Source organism: Idiomarina ramblicola, from assembly GCF_003987255.1.
In the GTDB taxonomy this organism is placed as follows: Bacteria; Pseudomonadota; Gammaproteobacteria; order Enterobacterales; family Alteromonadaceae; genus Idiomarina; species Idiomarina ramblicola.
Genome location: NZ_PIQC01000006.1, coordinates 18,585 through 38,464, shown reverse-complemented (window position 1 = coordinate 38,464; position 19,880 = coordinate 18,585). Strand labels below are relative to the sequence as shown.

Below are 19,880 nucleotides of genomic sequence, written 5' to 3'. Positions count from 1 at the left end.
AGAAAGTGAAGTGCGCTATAATATGACATTAAAATTTGTCACCCAAATTCAGCGGATGTTCCTGCAACTTCCGCACTCTCATAAAATTCTGATCAGTGCGATCAGCGTTGCCCTATTGTTGTTACTGATCATTCCGTCAGAACCTGCCACTGCGTCTAAGAACAGTACCTCGGCAGAACAACTCATGCCGGGCAAGCGCTACCAGTTAGAGTTGGCCTTTGAGCAATCAAGCGCGAGCGAGAGCTCAGAAAGTTCAGAGCTGACCTGGCAAACTTATCAAGTTAAATCTGGCGACAGCTTAGCCAAAATATTCAGTAAAGTGGGCTTCAGCGCTCAACAGCTTTACCGCGTTACCGAGTCTGGAGACGAAGCCAAACTTCTGCGTAAGGTTCACCCAGGCGACTTGCTGCGTTTTGCCACGGACAGCGAAGACCAGCTTGTCCAGTTAGCTCATCAAATAAATGATACCGAAACACTCATTATCACTCGTCAGAATGATAATTTTGTCGCCGAAGTTGAAACCAAAGAAGTGGAAGTTCGTACTGAGTTTACTCATGCCGTCATTGACTCGAGCTTCTGGAATGCCGGTATTGATTCAGGCCTTACCGACAACCAAATTATGCGCATTGCGGATATTTTTGGTTGGGATATCGACTTTGCCCTGGACTTGCGTAAAAACGACGAGTTCAGTGTGCTTTATGAAACCCATTACGTTGATGGAGAGTTTGTCGGTTACGGAAAAATATTAGCTGCAGAATTTGTTAACCGGGACGAAAATTTTCAAGCCATTTTGCATGACAACGGACAGTATTACACACCGAATGGTCGTGCTATGCGTAAAACCTTCCTGCGTTCACCGGTTAACTTTACCTACATCAGCTCGAGCTTCAATCCTCGCCGCTTACACCCGGTAACCGGCAGAGTACGCCCACACAATGGTATTGATTACGCAGCCTCTACTGGTACCCCGGTGATGTCATCCGGTGATGGTAAAGTCGTTGCAGCGGGTTATACATCGTTAAATGGTAATTACATCTTTGTTCAGCACGGCGAGCGCTACGTCACCAAGTATTTGCACTTGAGCCGTAAGCATGTACGTACAGGCGATCGCGTTAAGCAGGGTCAGGTCATTGGCCGTGTCGGAGCAACAGGCCGTGTCACCGGCGCTCACTTGCACTATGAGTTCCTGGTCGATGGCGTACACCGTAACCCCCGCACTGTTGAGTTACCTAAAGCCAAGTCATTAGCTGAGTCAGAACTACCCTCCTTCCGTCAGCACGCTGATCAGGTTATGGCAATACTCAACGACAATAAGCGCGTTTATCTGGCGATGCGATAATGTTTCAGCGCTTTATCGGACTGATGTCGGGCACCAGTATGGATGCAGTAGACGCGGCATTAGTCCAGATAGACGCGCAAGGTTCGCTTAAGCTTGAAGCTCAGCACTCCCTACCCATTCCACCGGAACTGCGTACTCGATTACTGACTATCAGCCATACCAATGCCTGGTCTGCAGATGAACTGGCCAGTTTGGATATTGCTTTTTCAGAACACTGTACTGAAGCCGTCCTTACGCTTCTTCGAATCGCCAAAGTCAGGCCAGAAGAAGTCGTCGCCATTGCCAGCCATGGTCAAACCATACGGCATAAACCCAATTTAGTTCCGTCTTATACGTATCAAATTGGCGACCCTACCCGCATGGCGATTCGTACAGGTATTGATGTCATATATGACTTTCGCCGCAAGGACATTGCAGTAGGTGGTCAGGGTGCGCCTTTGGTTCCGGCGTTTCATCAACAGACTTTTGCCCGTGAAAAACAAAGTATTGTGGTGATAAATTTGGGCGGCATAGCCAATGTTACCTGGCTTGGACCTAAAGGACAAGTTTTAGGCTTTGATACAGGCCCAGCCAACACCTTGCTCGACCAGTGGATTCACTATTGTTATCCGGATAAGAGTTTCGACGAAGACGCACAGTTTGCTCGCGCAGGCCAAGTTCAGACTGATTTACTAGAACAGTTGTTACGGCACCCTTTCTTTTCAAAGCCTGCACCGAAAAGCACGGGCCGGGAAGAATTTAATCTGGACTGGCTGAAGCTACAACTAGCAGATCAGGAAGTCCCTTCTGAAGACGTCCAGCGCACATTAACGGAGCTTACCGCTACCAGCATCACCGACGCTCTGAAAACACTACCACAACAGCCAGACGCCATTTATTTTTGTGGCGGCGGTACCAATAATCCGTTATTGATGGAACGCTTAGCTCAACTCTTATCGCCGGCTAAATGTGATACCACGAAAAGTCTTGGAGTAGACCCACAATGGGTCGAGGCGATGGCATTTGCCTGGCTAGGATGGTGTTACGAACATAAAAAACCGGGTAACCAGCCTGCTGTAACAGGAGCCAGTCACCCGGTCGTATTAGGCGCTAAAGTCCTACATCAATAGCCTGTTTATTCAGCGCCAAGCTCTTTAAACGCATCACGCGTCAGGTTTTCATTGCCATCGCTTCCAACGACAATACTGTCTTCAATTCGCACACCACCGTACGGACGAAGCTCATCCACTTTATCCCAATTGATATCAGCACTGTCTTTATGTTCTTCCAGTAACTGATCAACCACGTACAGGCCCGGTTCAATAGTAAATACGTGACCCACTTCAATATCACGTAGTAAGCGTAGGAACGGATGACGTTCGCTGCGCTCGTAACTGGTACCTTTATCGTCTTTTAGGAAGCCACCAACATCGTGCACCTGCAAACCAATAAAATGACCCAGTCCATGCGGCATAAAGGCGCTAGTATAGCCTTTGTCGTAAATGCTTTGTGCATCACCCTTAATAAAATCAAAGTCACTGAGTATTTGTGCGACCTTAAGGTGCATTGACACATGCAAATCGTAATAACTCGCGCCGGGCTTAATCTCGCTCAGTAGCTCTTGTTGAGCTTTATCCATAGCCTCCACCAGATCGGCGTAAAAACCTTCTTCATAAGCATAAGAACGGGTGATATCGGCGCAGTAGCCGCGGTACCGTGCGCCAGCATCAATTAAGAACGAGCGAATTTGCTTAGGTGGGACTGTATCGTAAACATCGTAGTGTAGAATGGCAGAATGACTGTTCAATGCAACGATGCTGTTGTAAGGCACCTGTGACTCACGAAAATCGATAGCCCCCAGGTACGCATGATGTATTTCCAGCTCACTTTTACCAGCATAAAAAGCTTCTTTCGCGGCAACATGAGCTTTCGCTGCTAGTCTATTCGCTTCGCGCAGGTTATCCACTTCCCACTCCGTTTTTATTGAACGGTGAAAGTGCAAATGATCGATTAACGCCTGAGGATTACGTGCCTTCACTTTCCAGTCACTCACTGGTTGAGCGAAGTCTTCACCAATAAAAGCGGATTGCTCTAATTCGCTGCCTAAGTCCTCAGTCAGCATGCTTAAGTCATCAATAATTTTTAAATCGACATGCTGCTGCCATTCTTCTTCCGGAATACTGACTGCGGCATGCCAAAAATCACGAGCCTGAAACAGATAAACCGTTGGACGTTGGCTGCCTTTACGATAAAAAATAGCACTTTTGGGGCTTTCTGTGACCGGAACCCAATACTTAAATAGTGGGTTAACCCGATACGGCGGCGCGTTATCATCAAGAAAATCCACGCGGGGCTGACCCGAGTAAATCAGTACCGATTCAAAATGATTATCGTCTAACGCCTTATCAAAGCGGTTACAAACTGTCTTGATGTGTTCTGCGTACGCGCCCATAAAAAAACCTCACAAAAAATTGTGAGGTTATTCTAGCGGAAAAGCTTAAAACTTTCAGCCATTCGGGCGGATAGAAGCTTAGTCTTAAATTGAGAAGCTTGAACCGCAACCACAGGTTGTTGTGGCATTTGGATTGTCGACAAAAAAGCGAGAGCCTTGTAGTCCCTCTTCATAGCTGACCACACCACCCATTAGATATTGCAGGCTCATAGGATCCACTAAAAGAGTGACGCCGTCTTTCTCTATTTCCATATCACCCGGGTTTTTCTTTTCATCAAAGGTAAAACCATACTGGAAGCCAGAACATCCGCCTCCGGTTACGTAGACACGTAACTTCAAATTTGGGTTTTCTTCTTCAGCAATCAGCTTACCCACTTTGCTCGCCGCTTGTTCAGTGAACTCAATCGGCATTGCTTGCTCTGCTGCACTGCTCATGATTTCTCTACCCTTGTTGAACTCTACGACTATTTTCTCTTACCTGAGTATTTTGGTCAAGTATCACCATCACTACGCACACTGGGCGTCGCATCACCCCGGTTAATTTCTTTCCAGAAGAACGCTCTGTCCAGAGTACCATTGCCACCCTTAGTTAGGCGGACTTTAACTTCAATCCGTTCAGGCGCAAGCCCTTCAGGCATAAAAAAGTCGCCTTCATACAACGAAAAGTAGCGCATTGAAAAGCTACGGTCATCCTTACCTATGTTAGCTAACTCGAGTAAATCGTAACGTTTTTTATTGCCATCTATGCGTCCCACAAGCTCTACCGTAACGTTACCCTGAACAAAGTTACGGCGCTGCTCAATTTGCAAGAGTGCCAAAGAAAAATGAAAGTGATCTTCAGAACGATTCGGCGTAATTGTCAGCGAATCGATAGTAACACCACTCTCCTGCAACTCCGGCGCCATAATTTTCTGATAGAAGGCTAAGTCACGTCGCAAGCCATAGTTATCGTTTTGCAGTGCGCTCAATTCGTCTTGCAAACTTTGGTTGGCCGAGCGCTCGATATCCAACTCCACTTGCAGCACATGGCGTTGATATTCCATCTGCTCCAGTCGTTGATACAGCTGTTCCAGCTGTTGCTCCTGTTCAGCAACTTCTTCTTTTAGTGCTTTCGCATGCCATACACCGGCCAAATACGCCAAGTAGGTAACCAGTACAGCGACCAAAATCATGACCGCAAACACAGGGAACGCTCCCCAGCGTTGCTGCCAATATTTCAGGTTAAAATAGGGCTTCATAACTTCCAGCTCATTTCCATCAAGCGTTTATGCTGATATGTTATTGATAAATATGCAAGCGACATCCCACGGTTTACGTTAAGGATCCTAATTTCAATGGCCTCTAGATCAGCACTCCGACAACAACTGCGAAAACAACTGGCGACGCCGTCGACCACCATCGCAATTTGTCTATTGGGACTGACTGGCGGCATTCTCGCTGCTCTTATGATCGCCGGCTTTCGCTTTGCCATTGAACAAGGCGCCTATCTTGTCGGTAATGACGGCTATTGGCAACAACCTTTACCAACCACTTACCGGTTCTTACTGCCCATAATCGCTGCAGTACTCGTGTATGGCCTGTTCAGACTGTCAGGATCTAAGCATGTACGGATGGGGATCCCTTATGTCATTCACCGCATGAAGCAACATTATGGCATGCTGCCCTGGCGCAGTACCGTTAACCAATTTTTCGGTGGAATCATTGCCCTTGTAGCAGGTTTTAGTGTCGGCCGAGAGGGCCCTGCCGTGCATTTAGGCGCCGCGGCAGCTACCTGGCTCGGCTTTCACTTTGACGCCCCCAAAAATGCTCTTCGCACCCTTGCCGCCTGCGGTATCGCAGCTGCCATTGCTGCATCCTTTAATACCCCTTTGGCCGCTATGGTTCTGGTCATGGAAGTGGTGCTCCGGGAGTATAAAGTTCACGTATTCATTCCGGTAATGCTCTCAGCAGTTGCCGGTTCGCTCATTACCGAAGAGATTTTTGGTGTGGCATCCGAGCTGGCCGTGTTGTCAGCGCAAGATATTCCCACCACACAGCTGCCCTGGGTGGTTTTACTCGGTGTTGTGCTTGGGTTAGTCGGCGTACTGTTTAAAAAGCTCATGCTGGATGTCATGGAAACCGTAAAGGACATGTCATTGTTTACTCGTTTGCTGTTTGCCGGCCTTATCACCGCCATGCTGGCAGTGATTATACCCACCAGCTTAGGGCCGGGACTGACCGCTATTGAGCAAGTACTGAACCATCAGGGGCACATGTCCTTATTGACCACCTTGCTGATTGCCAAACTTTTTGCCTCTGCTATTGCGTTAGGAATGGGCATACCCGGGGGGTTAATTGGTGCCGTGTTTGGTATCGGCGCAATCATCGCAGCCGTGTTTGTTGGTGCTGTCAACGGCCTCGGAATTCAGCAGGCACTGTCTTTTGACAGCTTTATCCTGTTGGGCATGGCTGGAATTTTAGCCGCTTGTATCCATGCCCCCATGGCGGCTCTATTGGCGATTGTTGAATTATCCCGTAGCGTGGAGATCATCATTCCCGCCATGCTGGTTATCGTGCCAGCCTATCTGATATCAAGCCAACTCTTAAAGTCTAAATCGATTTTTATCGCCCAGCTCGAATTGCAGGGTTTGCCTTATCAATTGGCGCCAGTGCATGTTGCTCTGCAAAAAACAGGCGTTGAGAATGTCATGGAAACAGACTTTAAATTGCTGCTTGAGCCCACTCAAAATGAACTGGTCGACGCACTTGAATCGGCGCAGGCAAAAACCGTTATCGTGATGTCAGTGGATGAAGACAATCAAGCCATCTACCGACTGGTTTCTTATGATATTAATGCGGGAGATAGCCCCAGCCTAAGCTATACACCCATTAAAGGCATCCGTGTGACATCCACCCTGGCAGAGGTTTATGATGAAATCGGTCAGCAACGCCGTGGCGCGGTTTACATCTATGAAAACGATGACGGCCAACCCTGTGGTATTGTGACTTGGGAAATCGTCCGAAAAGCCTTACAGAGAGAACTGTCATGACATGGATATTATGGGTTAAAGCGCTGCATATTGCCTTTATGGTTGCCTGGTTTGCCGGCATCTTCTATTTGCCCCGCTTATTTGTCTATCACGCCATGAACGCTAAACCCGCTGTCGACGAACAGCTTTGCGTTATGGAAAGGCGCTTGCTCTATTTTGTGACACCCTTCGCGATTCTCACTCTGATTTTCGGCGTGATACTTATTTTTGCTTACGGTTCTGCCTGGTTTGCCGCCAGTGGCTGGATGCACACCAAGCTGGTGCTGGTCTTATTGCTTTATATTTACCACGGATACTGCTTTAAGCTGTTGAAAGACTTTAAAACCGGTACCAATCGTCGTAGCCATCGATTTTATCGCGTGTTCAATGAGCTTCCGGTACTGGCACTGTTCGCGATCATAATTTTGGCCGTGGTTAAGCCTTATTAGATTCTCTTGTGCCACATGATTTGCTATAGTGTGCGCCCAGTGACATTCTGCGGCAGAGGCGCACCTAAAGATGAATTTCACCGGCTCCAACATTCTTTCTGTAAACCAGTTCGATCGCGACAGTATCGATTATATTTTCTCCGTTGCTGACAAGATGCAACCTTATGCAAGGCGCAGAACACGCACCCGCGTTCTCGACGGCGCTATTCTCGGCAACCTGTTCTTTGAGCCATCTACCCGCACCCGGGTCAGCTTTGGTACTGCGTTCAACCTGTTAGGGGGCGAAGTACGGGAAACCACCGGAATGGAAAGTTCTGCCATAGCCAAAGGTGAGTCGCTTTACGACACCGCTCGTGTGCTAAGCAGCTACAGTGACGTTATTGCTATGCGTCACCCAAAATCAGGTTCCGTGAGGGAGTTTGCCGAAGGCAGCCGGGTACCTGTCATTAACGGCGGTGACGGAGCAAATGAACACCCCACGCAGGCACTACTGGATCTTTACACCATTCAAAAAGAACTGGCATATCATCAGCAAAGCATTGATAACATGCACATTTGCATGATTGGCGATTTAAAATATGGACGTACCGTTCACTCGCTATCGACGCTGCTATCCATGTACAAAAATATTAAGTTCACTTTAATTTCTCCACGTGAACTTTCTATGCCCGGCTCCGTATTAGATACGCTGGAAAACGCAGGTCACCGTGTCAATGTCACAGAGAAAGTCGACGGTATTGTCGACGCTGATATTGTCTATCAGACTCGCATTCAGCAAGAACGTTTTGCCAGCCCGGAAGACGCAGATCAGTACCGCGGCAAGTTTCGTTTAAACCAGGATATATACACTAAGCACTACAAACCGAATACCGTCATTATGCACCCGCTGCCGCGAGACTCGCGTGCCGAGGCAAATGAACTGGATAATGATTTAAACCAAAACCCCAACCTGGCTATTTTCCGCCAGGCAGACAACGGCGTATTAATTCGTATGGCTCTGTTTGCATTAACACTTGGGGTCGTTGATCAAGTTGATAAGCACCAATGTGAGGTCAACTGGTACAGCGAGAAAAGCCAACAGTAAAGAGGTAGTTACGACATGAGTCGCTCAGAAGATTTATACACTCAAGCACAAATCAGTATTCCTGGCGGCGTTAACTCGCCGGTTCGGGCTTTTAATGGCGTTGGTGGTACACCCATCTTCTTTGAGCGCGCTGAAGGCGCTTATATGTTCGATGCAGACGGCAAACGTTACATAGACTATGTTGGCTCATGGGGTCCTATGATTCTGGGTCATAACCACCCTTCTGTTTTAGAAGCAACAATACAAGCCGCTCAACGTGGTCTGAGTTTCGGTACGCCAACCGAAGTTGAAATCACCATGGCGGAGATGATTCGAAAAATTGTGCCTTCAATTGAAAAAGTACGCATGGTGAACTCGGGCACTGAAGCCACTATGACCGCTATTCGGCTTGCTCGTGGCTACACTGGCCGCGATAAAATTCTGAAGTTTGAAGGTAACTACCATGGTCACGCTGACTCTTTGCTGGTGAAAGCCGGTTCAGGTGCTTTGACTCTGGGTGTACCTAATTCGCCCGGCATTCCGGAAGACTTTGCTAAACACACCCTCACCGTGAATTACAATGATATTGAATCAGTGAAACAAGTTTTTGCTGAAATGGGCGACCAAATTGCCTGCATTATTGTTGAGCCTGTCGCCGGCAACATGAATTGTATTCCACCGGTTGAAGGCTTTCTGGAAGGGTTGCGCAGCATTTGCGACGAGCACGGTTCGGTCTTAATTTTTGATGAAGTCATGACCGGTTTCCGCGTGGCTCCCGGCGGAGCCCAGGAACGTTACAATGTAAAACCTGACCTGACTACCTTGGGTAAAGTTATTGGTGGCGGTATGCCAGTGGGCGCCTTTGGTGGCAAAAAAGAAGTGATGGACTACATTGCTCCGGTCGGTCCTGTTTATCAGGCGGGTACCTTATCAGGTAACCCGGTTGCTATGGCTGCAGGCTTAGCGGCGTTGCAGCAATTATCCCAACCAGGTCTGTATGATCAACTTTACCAACGGGTTGATACTTTACTTAACGGCTTACAAGAACGAGCCGACCGAGCCGGTATTCCAATGACAACCAATCGCGCGGGTTCCATGTTTGGTTTCTTCTTTACCGAAGAGCCTGAAGTAACCACTTACGCTCAGGCTACACAGTGCAATATGGAACACTTTAAAACCTTCTATCACGCCATGTTAGAGCAAGGTGTTTATTTGGCACCCTCTGCTTTTGAAGGCGGCTTTATGTCTGCGGCACACAGCGAAGAAGACATCCAACAAACACTGGATGCGGCTGAAAAAGCGTTTGCTAAGTTAGTCTAGCTTTGCGGCTATAGCGCCTGGCCCTGGCCTGGGCGCTTTTAGCCACCGAACAAACGTTCCCACCAGTTTTTCTCGCGGATATTTCCTTCACAGGTAATATCCTCGGGAAGCCTGATTTCCTCTGCTGGTAACCGGCGACCATTAGCGCAATCATCTGGAATTTTTTGTCCCGTTGTTGGATGAAAGTTCTGCATCATCAAAGGCTCGGGTACATCCAGCGACATGCTCAATGGCGGTAAGTCACCATAGAAGTCAGCTGCCACTTTTAGCGCTCCGCTGCTTCCGGTCAGACCCACAGGTTGATTGTCGTCACGCCCTAACCAGACAGTGACCACTTGCTCTCCATCGACAGCAACAAACCAACTGTCACGATAATCATTGGTCGTCCCTGTTTTTCCGCCCAAAGTCTGTCCCGCCAGTGCGCTCTGTAAACGGCTGGCGGTACCTTCAGCCACCACACCGTGTAAACCATAGCGCGTTAAATAAGAGACACTTTGGTCAAACACTTCTTTTGCTTCGGGTGACTGGCGACGATACAAAACGTCCCCCTGATGAGTGGTTATAGAAGAAACCGCCGCCAAAGGCTGATAATGACCGTTGTTCATTAAAGCACTGTATATTCGTGTCACGGCCATAGGCGACAAAGATGCGGAGCCTAAAGTCAATGAGGGGTATGCTTGCAGCGGCGTTGTCACCCCCAGTTCGCGTAAGTAACTCACCAGTTGGTCAATACCAACTTCCATGCCCACCCTGACGGCGGGCAAGTTTCTTGACTGAACCAACGCATCATAAAGTAGCAGACTGCCGCTAAAGGTTTCATCGTAATTATTTGGCTGCCATTCTTTGCCATTTTTATCTGACAGAATAATAGGCTCATCGGCAACCGGAGTGTGCAAACCAATACCCGAATCCTGCATAGCCGCAGCGTAAATAATCGGCTTCATCAAAGAACCTATAGGCCTCAAGGCTAACAATGCACGGTTATATCCTAATGCCTGACCCAAACGCCCTCCGGCTAGTGCGCTGACGGTACCATTACGGTAATCCGCCACCACCATGGCGCCCTCTAACTTCGCATCTTCACCATCAGCCATCAGCTGTTGTGCCAACGAGCGTTGCACCGAATTTTGTACATCCACCTGCAAATGTGTGAAGATTTTTAACCCAGTGTCCTGCCAGTCTTCCGGTAAGACAATGCGCTTCATTTCACGCCGCACCAGGTCCATATAATGTGGGTATGGATGCTCGACCAGACGACGGCTTTCCTTAACATCCAGTTCCTGCTCAACGGCTGCAACATAGTTATCTTTGCCGACTAAGTCATTCTCAAACATGACTTTAAGGACCGTATCCCGCCGCTGTCTTGCGCGTTCAGGGAAGCGCCTGGGATCATAATAAGAAGGCCCTTTTATCATTCCCACCATCAGAGCTACTTCGCTTGGGTTGAGCTCCTGAACTTGCTTACCAAAATAAAACTGACTGGCCAGTCCGATACCATGAATGGCATTTCTCCCATCCTGACCGAAGTAAACCTCGTTCAGATACGTTTCTAAAATCGTATTTTTATCAAATCGGTAATCGATAACCAGTGACATCATGGCTTCATGAAATTTACGCCACAATGTTTGTTCTCTGGTCAGATAAAGATTCTTAACTAACTGCTGAGTGAGGGTGGAGCCACCTTGCACCGTTCTGCCTGCTCTAACGTTGGCAGCCAGAGCCCGTAAAATAGACCAGGGCGATACGCCCTGATGATGATAAAACGCTTGATCCTCAACTTTTAGTAACGTTTCAATGAGTAAGTTTGGCACCACTTCCAATCCGACCAGCAGCCTATCTTCTTTACTCAAAGTACTAATACGCCCTATCAGTTCAGGCTCCAACCGGAAGCTTTCTATTTCTCGTCCACTGGGCCAGCTTTTCAAAGACGCGATACGTTCGCCCCGGAAGTTAATTTGAACTCGTTGAGCCATTTGTGGCCCGTCTGAAAAATCAAAGGGGCGGCGGTGCACCATGACATTGCTTTCGCCCACCGAATAATAACCTGATTGTTCAGTATTGCTGTTGCGCTGGTAACCTACCCGTTCCAAAATGTCGACTAAGCGCTGTAAACGCATAGGATGGTTTTGTTCAAGCCTTACCTCTCCGGCATAAACCAGCGCAGGCGCCTGATAGCGGTCGTTACTAAAATGGCGGGATAAGCTGGCATCCAGGTAGATAGCATAAAGACCGACGACGGCGATAAGCACCAGCCCTATCTTAAAACTTGTCCAGAATAGGTATTGAAACCACCGACTTTTAATCACTACAGCTGCCTTTTGGTTTTAAACGTTGCAATTGCATTCAGCGGGTCTTCAGGCCAGGGATGCTTCGGATAACGACCTCGCATTTCTTTACGCACGTCGGCATAAGCGTTTTGCCAAAAGCTGGCAAGGTCATTGGTTCGCTGCAACAACCGGCCCGCCGGCGACAGAAGATCAACGGTCACCACTTGCCGATTATCGATAATCTTGGGCGACTCAGAGACACCAAACATTTCCTGCAATTTGACCTCAACCCGGGGGTTCTCGTCCAGATAATTTATAAACACTTTACGCTCTGTCGGCGTCAGCCACCATTCGGGACAGGCCGAGTTGAGTCTCTGTAAGTCTGAATAGTCGAGAAAATAACACAAAGCCTCGTAGGGATCCCACTGCTGCAATTGCTTTAATGAGCGGAAATTCGTCCAGTATGGTGCAGCCCATTGCTCCAGGTTATTAAGTAACCCTGCATGGCTCATATCGTAAACACTTAGCTCTCCGGCTTGTTGCAGCCAGTAGACCCGCCGTCGCAGCTGTTGAGCGCGTTGACTCCAATTGAGCTTATCCAGGCCTTTATCGCGCAGCCACCCGCAAAAAGCTTCGGCTTTTTGTTCATTAGAAACCGGGCCACTATTCGTCGTCTGGCTCAGTACGACTGAGCCCAGCTGAGTACGGGTTATTTGTCGCAGTTGTTGCTGTTCTCCCACCCATTCAGCCGTTTGTAAGGTCTTTGAAGGAATACTGGCTTCTTTCAGCAACGACGAGACATCGCCCAAAGGTAACAAGCAGCGACTGCGCCCTGTCGTGTCTTGCTCATGAAAAGTGACATCAAAAATAATCGCCCAAGCTGGCTGCTTCAGACGACTGTTGTCGCCACTAACACGACCACCACAGGCCAATTGAAAGTCATCCCGGCTGGCATCGTACTTTGCGACTCGATCGGGGTAACCCTGCAGTAAGGCGACGGCGAGGCCTTCTGCACTGGCTTCTGCGGTTTCTGCAACTTCTTTCAGCCCAAAATGGTTTAACCAATAGCGCCAGCGTTGTTGCCACAAAGGCGCCTGGTTTCGTTGTTGATAATGCTGCTGGGTGCGTTCAGACAGATCGACTGTTTTAACGCTGGTTTGCGGCTCTTCCAGTGTAGCCAGAACACGAGCCATAGCAGCTTGCTGAGCTTTACCCAACGCTTTGGTTGCATCAGCTACCAGTAAAGTTCGGGGATCAAAGCCGCCAGATTCCAGCTGTCTGCCTTTTGCGGTTAACTGTCCCTGCTTGATTAAGCCGGTACTGACTAAAAAGTCGATAGCCGCAGCGCAATGGCCGGGGTCGGGCTGAGAAAACCAGGCCAGCTGATTTACCTCACTGCCCCAACGCAGCACATCCAGTACTAATGCGGATAAATCCTGAGTGGCAACATCCGGCGGCGCGTAATCGGCAAAGCCATGTTCATCGGAACGCGACCACAGACGAAAACACTTCCCAGCCTGCTGACGGCCTGCACGCCCCGCACGCTGTGTTGCCGAAGCTTTAGCAATACGCTGCGTAATTAGCTGGCTTAATCCGTACTGAGGCAGATACTGAGCACGCCGCTCTCGACCACTATCGACGACCACATCAATACCGTCCAGAGTTAAGCTGGTTTCAGCAATATTGGTTGCCAGAATAATGCGTTTTTCGTCCTCAGCCTTTAATACCTGCCGCTGTTGCTGCAACGGGATACGCCCGTGCAGAGGTAAAATGAGTGTTCCCGGACGGAGTCGTTGGCTAAGTTCCGTAGCAACCTTTTGTATTTCATAGACACCGGGCAGGAAAACCAAAACGCCTTTTTCGGCCACTGCAAGGGCTTCGACAACCACTTTGGGTAACTCAGTCAGCCATTGAGTGATATGAGGTGGTGGCCGATAGTGATACTCAACAGGAAAACTCCGGCCTTCGCTGCGCAGAACCCGAACGTCGTCGCAGTAGTTCTCTAACCAGGCCTTAAGACTTTCTGCCGGTAAGGTGGCCGACATAATCAACAGGTTTAAATCCGGACGCAGGGGCAGCGCGTCAATAACCAGCGCCAGACTCAAGTCACTGTGTAAATTACGTTCATGAAATTCATCGAAAATCAGTGTACCAATGCGGCTAAGCTCAGGATCGTCCTGCAGCCATCGCACTAACACGCCTTCGGTAATAATGAGTAACTTGGTGGACTTACTGCGCTTGCTGTCACCGCGTACCGTGTAACCGACCTGCTCACCCACTGGCTCGCCCAGCTGTTTAGCCAAATAGTGAGCAATATTCAGCGCAGCAACACGCCTGGGTTGCAGCATGACAATAAGGCCGTCATTGGCAATACCTTGCTGCAACAGAAATAACGGAAGCTGTGTTGATTTTCCGGCACCGGGCGGCGCCTCAATAACGACACGCGCTGCCGGGAAGGCTTTCGCCAACTCCGGCAGTACGCTCTCAATCGGCAAGGTCATGCCAAATTAATCACCTTTTACGGTAGCGGCTATGGTACGAACACCAGCAGCCGTTGCGCCTGTCGCCCACATAGAAGTAGCCGATTTTTGGTATGCGCCCGCTAAATCAAAGTGCAGCCAACCTTGACCTTTATTGGGCGCGAAGCGGAGTAAAAAGCCCGCGGCATTACTGGCACCACCGGCCCCGCCGCCTTTTTGAGGGCGGCTATTGGCCGTATCAGCAAAAGGCGACGGGCAGTTTTCACTGTGCCATGGAGCCAACGGTAAGCGCCACAATAATTCGTTTTCTTTATCGGCGTTGGCCAACGCTTTAGTCGCAGCAGCCTCATCCACACTAAACAATGCGTTGTACTCATTACCAACCGCCATTTGCGCCGCGCCGGTCAGGGTAGCCGCATCAATAATCTGTTTAGCACCAAACTCACCCGCTGCTTGTAAGCCATCGGCCAGCACCAGGCGACCTTCTGCATCGGTATTAACAACTTCAACTGTTAAACCGTTTTTATAGCGAATAATGTCACCCAGCTTGTAAGCGCGGCCATCAATCATGTTCTCAGCGCAGCAAAGCAGTAACTTCACCCGTTTATTCAGGCCGCGACGTATCGCCAGTGACAACGCACCGGATACGGTCGCAGCACCGCCCATATCACACTTCATCGACAACATGCCTTCGCTGGGTTTGATACTGTAACCACCGCTGTCGTAAGTAATCCCCTTACCAATCAGAGCCGTTTCGACTGGCGCATTCTTATCACCGGTTGGGTTGTAATCCAGCACCAGTAAACCCGGTGCGTGCTGGCTGGCACGACCCACCGTATAGATTCCCATCCAGCCGGCATCTTTCAGTGCTTCGCCTTTTATGAATTCCGCGCTAACAGCATCCGGCGCCAGAGCTTTAAAATGCTCGGTGACCCGTTTGGCCAGACTTTCCGGATAAATTTCTTCTGCTGATAAGTTGGTGAGTTCGCGGCTGAAACGTGTCGCCTCACGCATGGCATCAAGCTCTTTGGCTGCGGGCTCATCGGTTTTACTCCAGATCACCTGGTTAGTCGACAAGGTTGATGTGAAGCCTTGAGACAACGCCCACTGACGCTCCAGGTTCCAGTCACTACCAGCAGCTTCAATAGTTACGGCCCCGGTATTGTCCAAGGTGCGCCCGGCTTTTTGGATACGCCGCAAGTTCTCTGCTTCGTCATCGACTAATATGATCTGTGCTTTATTTTCACCGAATACTAAGTTTGATTTCGGGTTCCAATAGTCTGCGGGGGATTCCTGAGTTAAATAAATTGCTAGTGCGCTGGACATTCTGTACCTCTACCGATAATTTGCTATCTGTTTATACTAGAGTTATGAGGTCGCTGATGCAATTTAACAAGCCCCTACGCTCCGGAGTTTTACAAAAAAGGTACAAGCGCTTTTTGGCCGACATCGACTTTGGCGATGGTGATATTACCACCGTCCACTGCCCCAATACCGGTGCCATGACCGGCTGCGCTGAACCAGGGTCCAAAGTCTGGTGCAGCGTTTCCAATAATCCCAAACGTAAATACTCACTGACCTGGGAGTTAGCCCAGAATAGTAAGGGCGAAATGATTGTGGTTAATACGCAGCACGCCAACCGCATGGCTGGCGAACTATTAAAAACAGAGCTCATGCCTCAGCTTAGCGAATGGCAGGAGCACAAACCAGAACAGCGTTACGGCAATGAGAAGAGCCGCATAGACTGGTGGGGAAGAGACTCAGACAATCGCGAATGTTTTGTCGAAGTCAAAAGTGTCACTTTGGCGGATGGTTCACGCGGTTACTTTCCTGATGCGGTGAGCCAGCGAGCTCATAAACACCTGAACGAGTTAATGCAGGTGGTTAGTGACGGACATCGTGCGATACAGCTTTACATGGTAATGCACCAAGGTATCGACAGCGTTATGCCAGCATCGCATATTGATGCGAAATACGCCGAACTTTGCCAACAAGCGGAGTCAGCAGGCGTTGAATTTTACGCAGTGAAGTGTATTGCAACACCACAGGAAATTAAACTGGAGAGACCAGTACCTGTAACCCTTTGAAACTCAGTGCACTCGCGATTTTAGGCACGAAAATTGATGCTAATAACGTTGCCAACAAGAATCCTTTCTGGTATACGTAGCGTCCTTTTTTTAAACGCACGCTTTTAAAGCACTCTTTAATAGAGAATGTAGGAGATCCATGATGCCTCAAGGCAAGGATAAGAAAACCCATGGCATCCTGGCGATGGCCGGCTTAGAGCCGTATCAGGAGAAACAGGGCGAAGAGTACATGAACGATGCGCAACGGTCGCATTTTCGTCGTATTCTGGAAGAATGGCGTCGTCAATTACGTCAAGAAGTTGATCGCACCGTGCATCATATGAAAGATGAAGCGGCGAATTTCCCTGATCCGGTAGACCGCGCTGCTCAGGAAGAAGAGTTCAGCATCGAATTACGTACCCGCGACCGCGAACGTAAATTGATTAAGAAAATTGAAAAGACCTTACAAAAGATAGAAGAAGACGACTTTGGCTTTTGCGACTCTTGCGGCATTGAAATTGGTATTCGCCGCTTAGAAGCTCGTCCTACAGCTGACCAGTGCGTCGACTGTAAAACGCTGGCCGAAATCAAAGAGAAACAAATGACCGGAGCCTAACGGCTCATGTATCGTGGCCGTTTTGCGCCGACACCCTCAGGGCCTTTGCATCTGGGTTCATTAGTTGCTGCCCTCGGCAGTTACTTAGATGCAAAAGCACACGACGGTGAGTGGTTAGTCCGCATCGAAGATGTTGATAAGCCACGTGCGGTTGCCGGAGCGGCAGATACCATTTTAAACCAGTTAGAAATGCACGGTTTAGAGTGGGACGGATCCATTTTATATCAAAGCCAACGTGACTCTGTTTACCAACATCAGCTAGAACTGTTGCAACAGGCGCAGCGCCTTTATCAGTGCGATTGCAGTCGCCGGGCTATCCGTGCCCGCAGCGCACATTACGATGGTTATTGCCGAAGCCGCCAGCCCCGCTCCAATCCATTCGCCTTACGCTTTGTTAACCAGAACCCAGTCAATGAATTTAATGACCGCGCTCATGGCATAATCACCGACCACTCAGCATCGGTGAGCGAAGACTTTGTGCTTAGACGCCGGGACGGTCTGTACGCCTATCAATTGGCTGTTGTGGTTGACGATATTGAACAGGGAGTTACCGATGTTGTCCGTGGCAGCGACTTAATCACGCCCAGCTTTTGGCAACTGACCTTATGGCAGGAGCTCACGGGTAAACAACCCGGAATGATGCATTTACCCCTGATAATGAATGACGACGGACGCAAGCTGAGCAAGCAGAATCACGCACCGCCAATAGACTCTGGCAAGGTCAGCCACAACCTGCTCACCGCACTGAATTACCTGGACATTGACCTTGAACCAGAACTGCAACACAGCTCTGCCACCGAAATATTGCAGCTGGCGTTGCAAAATTGGCGCAAAAAGTGGCATATAACGGGTCGTTAACGGTACAATATCCAAACAACAACTGATTCTGAATAAAAACAATGGTAAGGGAGAACCACCATTATTAAGCGAATTAAAGCACTGGCGAAGCGAGCCTTTTCCAGTAAGACGGCAGAGCCTGAATCCAGCCGGTTACCCAAATTACAAATTATTCCCAGGGACAAGCATCCAATATCCCGTAATGCTATCAGTAAAAATGCCATAAAGGTTCTTTACCGATTGCATAACAGTGGCTTTGAAGCCTATCTGGTCGGCGGCTGTATCCGTGATATTTTATTAGGACTTGAACCCAAAGATTTTGACGTTACGACCAACGCCACACCCGAACAGATAAAGTCACTGTTTCGTAACTGTCGCTTAATTGGTCGTCGCTTTCGCCTGGCCCATGTTGTATTTGGGCGGGAAGTGATCGAGGTTGCCACCTTCCGTGGACATCATGGTGACAGCCCTCAGGAAGAGAATAAGAAAAACCGAACGGCAGACCAGGACGAACATGGTCAACTGGTTCGCGACAACGTGTATGGCAGCATCGAAGAAGATGCCGAGCGTCGTGACTTTACCGCCAACGCGCTCTATTACAATATAGCCGATTTTGCCATTTACGATTTTGCCAACGGTGTCGACGACATTAACGCCGGTATTTTGCGCATGATTGGCGACCCGGAAGTGCGTTACCGTGAAGATCCGGTAAGAATGTTACGAGCAGTACGCTTTGCTACCAAGCTGAATATGCAGATGGACGATTCTGTCAGCGGTCCGTTAAAAGAGCTCGCGCCACTACTGACCAATATCCCTCCGGCTCGCTTATTTGACGAGTTTCTGAAAATGTTTATGTCGGGAAAAGCCGAAGCTAACTTCCTGATGATGACCGAGTTTGGACTGTTCCAGCAATTATTCCCTATGCTGAAAATTTATCTGGAAGATGAACAGGCGCCGCCTTACCAGATGATGCTGAAAGCCTTTAAGGATACTGACAAGCGTATTGCCGAAGAACAGCGTGTTACGCCAGCTTACTTAATTGCGGTATTGTTATGGTGGCCACTACAGGCGCGGCGCGAGCAACTTGAGAACGAAGGCGGTCTGCCGCCAATGGATGCGCTGAATGTTGCTGCGGCTGACGTTATTCACAGACAGTCACAACGCCTGTCACTGCCTAAACGCTTTAGTTTACCAGCCAGAGATATCTGGCAGTTACAACGCAGGCTTAATGTAACAAAAGGCGCTCGTGCCATGAAAGTTCTGGAGCACAAACGCTTCCGCGCCGCGTACGACTTTTTACTACTGCGCTCTCACGCAGAAAGTGGCGACAAAAAACTGTCTGACCTTGCGGCCCACTGGAGCAAAGCACAAGATAATCCGGGCCAGTTAAAAGCCGCCAAGCCAGGACCAGGGGCTGGAGCTCCCGGGCGTCGTAAACCGCGCCGTCGTCGTGGCCCGCGCCGTAAACCTCAGGAAAATAAAGGTAATGACGCAACATAAAGCGTTTATTGCACTGGGCAGTAACCTGGGCAAGCCGACAGAAAACCTTCTGTCGGCTCTAAAAGCACTGAATGAGAACCCGCGCTGGCAATTATCGGCTTATTCATCTCTATACGGTAGTAAGCCGATGGGCCCGCAAGATCAACCCGATTACGTCAATGCAGTTTGTTCGGTAACAACTGAGCTAGCAGCAGCCGAACTTCTACAAGCTTTGCACGATATTGAAGACGCCTTTGGTCGCAAACGAGTGAGGCACTGGGGCGAGCGCACGCTGGACCTTGATTTGTTGCTTTTTAACGAAGAGAAACATCACTCACAACAGTTACAAATACCCCATCCGGGCTTATACGAGCGCAACTTTGTTCTTTTCCCTTTAGCCGAAATAGCGCCTGACAAGCTTCTTCCAAACGGAAATACCGTTAAGCAACAGACAGAGACACTTACCGAAGACGGCTTAGACGTGATAATCTGTTCGTCTGAAATAATAATCTAATACTGCTGAAG

Annotated in this window: 17 protein-coding genes; 11 read left to right on the top strand and 6 right to left on the bottom strand. The window is 49.1% G+C overall.

The features are described from left to right. Positions 1-22: 22 nt before the first annotated feature. Positions 23-1,339 carry an OapA family protein gene (locus tag CWI78_RS08785; RefSeq protein WP_126782262.1) on the top strand — a complete coding sequence of 439 codons (1,317 nt, stop codon included), beginning with the start codon at positions 23-25 and terminating at the stop codon, positions 1,337-1,339. Then, a complete protein-coding gene (locus CWI78_RS08780; RefSeq protein ID WP_126782260.1) occupies positions 1,339-2,448 on the top strand; it encodes an anhydro-N-acetylmuramic acid kinase in 1,110 nt (369 codons plus the stop codon). The genes CWI78_RS08785 and CWI78_RS08780 overlap by 1 nt, the downstream gene beginning before the upstream one ends. Positions 2,449-2,453: 5 nt before the next feature. On the opposite strand, the gene pepQ is transcribed toward CWI78_RS08780, so the two are convergent. The 3 genes from pepQ to CWI78_RS08765 form a co-directional block, all read right to left on the bottom strand. Continuing rightward, a complete protein-coding gene (pepQ, locus tag CWI78_RS08775) occupies positions 2,454-3,770 on the bottom strand; it encodes a Xaa-Pro dipeptidase (protein ID WP_126782258.1) in 1,317 nt (438 codons plus the stop codon). 84 nt (positions 3,771-3,854) lie between these two features. Then, positions 3,855-4,205, bottom strand: a complete 351-nt coding sequence (gene erpA, locus CWI78_RS08770) for an iron-sulfur cluster insertion protein ErpA (RefSeq protein ID WP_126782256.1) — start codon at positions 4,203-4,205, stop codon at positions 3,855-3,857. 56 nt (positions 4,206-4,261) lie between these two features. Then, positions 4,262-5,008 (bottom strand): DUF6776 family protein, encoded by a 747-nt coding sequence (locus tag CWI78_RS08765; RefSeq protein WP_126782254.1) that lies wholly within the window; start codon positions 5,006-5,008, stop codon positions 4,262-4,264. Positions 5,009-5,104: 96 nt separating this feature from the next. Between CWI78_RS08765 and CWI78_RS08760 the strand changes: the two genes are divergently transcribed. From CWI78_RS08760 to hemL, 4 genes are all read left to right on the top strand, one after another. Beyond that, on the top strand, positions 5,105-6,799 hold the full coding sequence (locus CWI78_RS08760; RefSeq protein ID WP_126782252.1) for a chloride channel protein: 1,695 nt from the start codon (positions 5,105-5,107) through the stop codon (positions 6,797-6,799). Continuing rightward, complete coding sequence (gene hemJ / locus CWI78_RS08755) at positions 6,796-7,227, top strand: protoporphyrinogen oxidase HemJ (RefSeq protein ID WP_126782250.1); 432 nt, start codon at positions 6,796-6,798, stop codon at positions 7,225-7,227. Before CWI78_RS08760 ends, hemJ begins: the two co-directional genes overlap by 4 nt. Positions 7,228-7,297: 70 nt before the next feature. Beyond that, a complete protein-coding gene (locus tag CWI78_RS08750; protein ID WP_126782248.1) occupies positions 7,298-8,311 on the top strand; it encodes an aspartate carbamoyltransferase in 1,014 nt (337 codons plus the stop codon). 15 nt (positions 8,312-8,326) lie between these two features. Further along, a complete protein-coding gene (gene hemL / locus CWI78_RS08745) occupies positions 8,327-9,610 on the top strand; it encodes a glutamate-1-semialdehyde 2,1-aminomutase (RefSeq protein WP_126782246.1) in 1,284 nt (427 codons plus the stop codon). A 38-nt stretch (positions 9,611-9,648) separates the two neighbouring features. Here hemL and mrcB read toward each other — a convergent pair whose 3' ends face one another. Genes mrcB through pepB form a run of 3 tightly spaced genes read right to left on the bottom strand, consistent with a single transcriptional unit; the run spans position 9,649 to position 15,683 of the window. After that, entirely contained in the window at positions 9,649-11,916 is a 2,268-nt protein-coding gene (gene mrcB, locus CWI78_RS08740; RefSeq protein ID WP_126782244.1) for a penicillin-binding protein 1B, read from the bottom strand. After that, positions 11,916-14,378, bottom strand: a complete 2,463-nt coding sequence (gene hrpB / locus CWI78_RS08735; RefSeq protein ID WP_126782242.1) for an ATP-dependent helicase HrpB — start codon at positions 14,376-14,378, stop codon at positions 11,916-11,918. The genes mrcB and hrpB overlap by 1 nt, the downstream gene beginning before the upstream one ends. 6 nt (positions 14,379-14,384) lie before the next feature. Next, positions 14,385-15,683 (bottom strand): aminopeptidase PepB, encoded by a 1,299-nt coding sequence (gene pepB / locus CWI78_RS08730; protein ID WP_126782240.1) that lies wholly within the window; start codon positions 15,681-15,683, stop codon positions 14,385-14,387. Positions 15,684-15,739: 56 nt separating this feature from the next. On the opposite strand from pepB, the gene sfsA reads away from it, so the two are divergent. The 5 genes from sfsA to folK all read left to right on the top strand — a co-directional run bounded on the left by sfsA (position 15,740) and on the right by folK (position 19,869). Then, the gene (sfsA, locus tag CWI78_RS08725; protein ID WP_126782238.1) at positions 15,740-16,444 is read left to right on the top strand and encodes a DNA/RNA nuclease SfsA; all 705 of its coding nucleotides are present in this window, start codon (positions 15,740-15,742) and stop codon (positions 16,442-16,444) included. A 142-nt stretch (positions 16,445-16,586) separates the two neighbouring features. Continuing rightward, the gene (dksA, locus tag CWI78_RS08720; protein WP_054489640.1) at positions 16,587-17,039 is read left to right on the top strand and encodes an RNA polymerase-binding protein DksA; all 453 of its coding nucleotides are present in this window, start codon (positions 16,587-16,589) and stop codon (positions 17,037-17,039) included. Positions 17,040-17,045: 6 nt separating this feature from the next. Further along, positions 17,046-17,897, top strand: a complete 852-nt coding sequence (gluQRS, locus tag CWI78_RS08715; RefSeq protein WP_126782236.1) for a tRNA glutamyl-Q(34) synthetase GluQRS — start codon at positions 17,046-17,048, stop codon at positions 17,895-17,897. Between the two features lie 150 nt (positions 17,898-18,047). After that, positions 18,048-19,376, top strand: coding sequence for a polynucleotide adenylyltransferase PcnB (gene pcnB / locus CWI78_RS08710; protein ID WP_126782234.1), 1,329 nt, complete (start codon positions 18,048-18,050; stop codon positions 19,374-19,376). Then, a complete protein-coding gene (gene folK, locus CWI78_RS08705) occupies positions 19,363-19,869 on the top strand; it encodes a 2-amino-4-hydroxy-6-hydroxymethyldihydropteridine diphosphokinase (protein WP_126782232.1) in 507 nt (168 codons plus the stop codon). Before pcnB ends, folK begins: the two co-directional genes overlap by 14 nt. Positions 19,870-19,880: the final 11 nt, after the last annotated feature.

Bases quoted from the DNA above. Each gene is read 5' to 3' on its own strand.
- CWI78_RS08785 (WP_126782262.1), top strand. From the start codon at position 23: ATGACATTAAAATTTGTCACCCAAATTCAGCGGATGTTCCTGCAACTT.
- CWI78_RS08780 (WP_126782260.1), top strand. From the start codon at position 1,339: ATGTTTCAGCGCTTTATCGGACTGATGTCGGGCACCAGTATGGATGCA.
- pepQ (WP_126782258.1), bottom strand. From the start codon at position 3,770: ATGGGCGCGTACGCAGAACACATCAAGACAGTTTGTAACCGCTTTGAT.
- erpA (WP_126782256.1), bottom strand. From the start codon at position 4,205: ATGAGCAGTGCAGCAGAGCAAGCAATGCCGATTGAGTTCACTGAACAA.
- CWI78_RS08765 (WP_126782254.1), bottom strand. From the start codon at position 5,008: ATGAAGCCCTATTTTAACCTGAAATATTGGCAGCAACGCTGGGGAGCG.
- CWI78_RS08760 (WP_126782252.1), top strand. From the start codon at position 5,105: ATGGCCTCTAGATCAGCACTCCGACAACAACTGCGAAAACAACTGGCG.
- hemJ (WP_126782250.1), top strand. From the start codon at position 6,796: ATGACATGGATATTATGGGTTAAAGCGCTGCATATTGCCTTTATGGTT.
- CWI78_RS08750 (WP_126782248.1), top strand. From the start codon at position 7,298: ATGAATTTCACCGGCTCCAACATTCTTTCTGTAAACCAGTTCGATCGC.
- hemL (WP_126782246.1), top strand. From the start codon at position 8,327: ATGAGTCGCTCAGAAGATTTATACACTCAAGCACAAATCAGTATTCCT.
- hrpB (WP_126782242.1), bottom strand. From the start codon at position 14,378: ATGACCTTGCCGATTGAGAGCGTACTGCCGGAGTTGGCGAAAGCCTTC.
- pepB (WP_126782240.1), bottom strand. From the start codon at position 15,683: ATGTCCAGCGCACTAGCAATTTATTTAACTCAGGAATCCCCCGCAGAC.
- sfsA (WP_126782238.1), top strand. From the start codon at position 15,740: ATGCAATTTAACAAGCCCCTACGCTCCGGAGTTTTACAAAAAAGGTAC.
- dksA (WP_054489640.1), top strand. From the start codon at position 16,587: ATGCCTCAAGGCAAGGATAAGAAAACCCATGGCATCCTGGCGATGGCC.
- gluQRS (WP_126782236.1), top strand. From the start codon at position 17,046: ATGTATCGTGGCCGTTTTGCGCCGACACCCTCAGGGCCTTTGCATCTG.
- folK (WP_126782232.1), top strand. From the start codon at position 19,363: ATGACGCAACATAAAGCGTTTATTGCACTGGGCAGTAACCTGGGCAAG.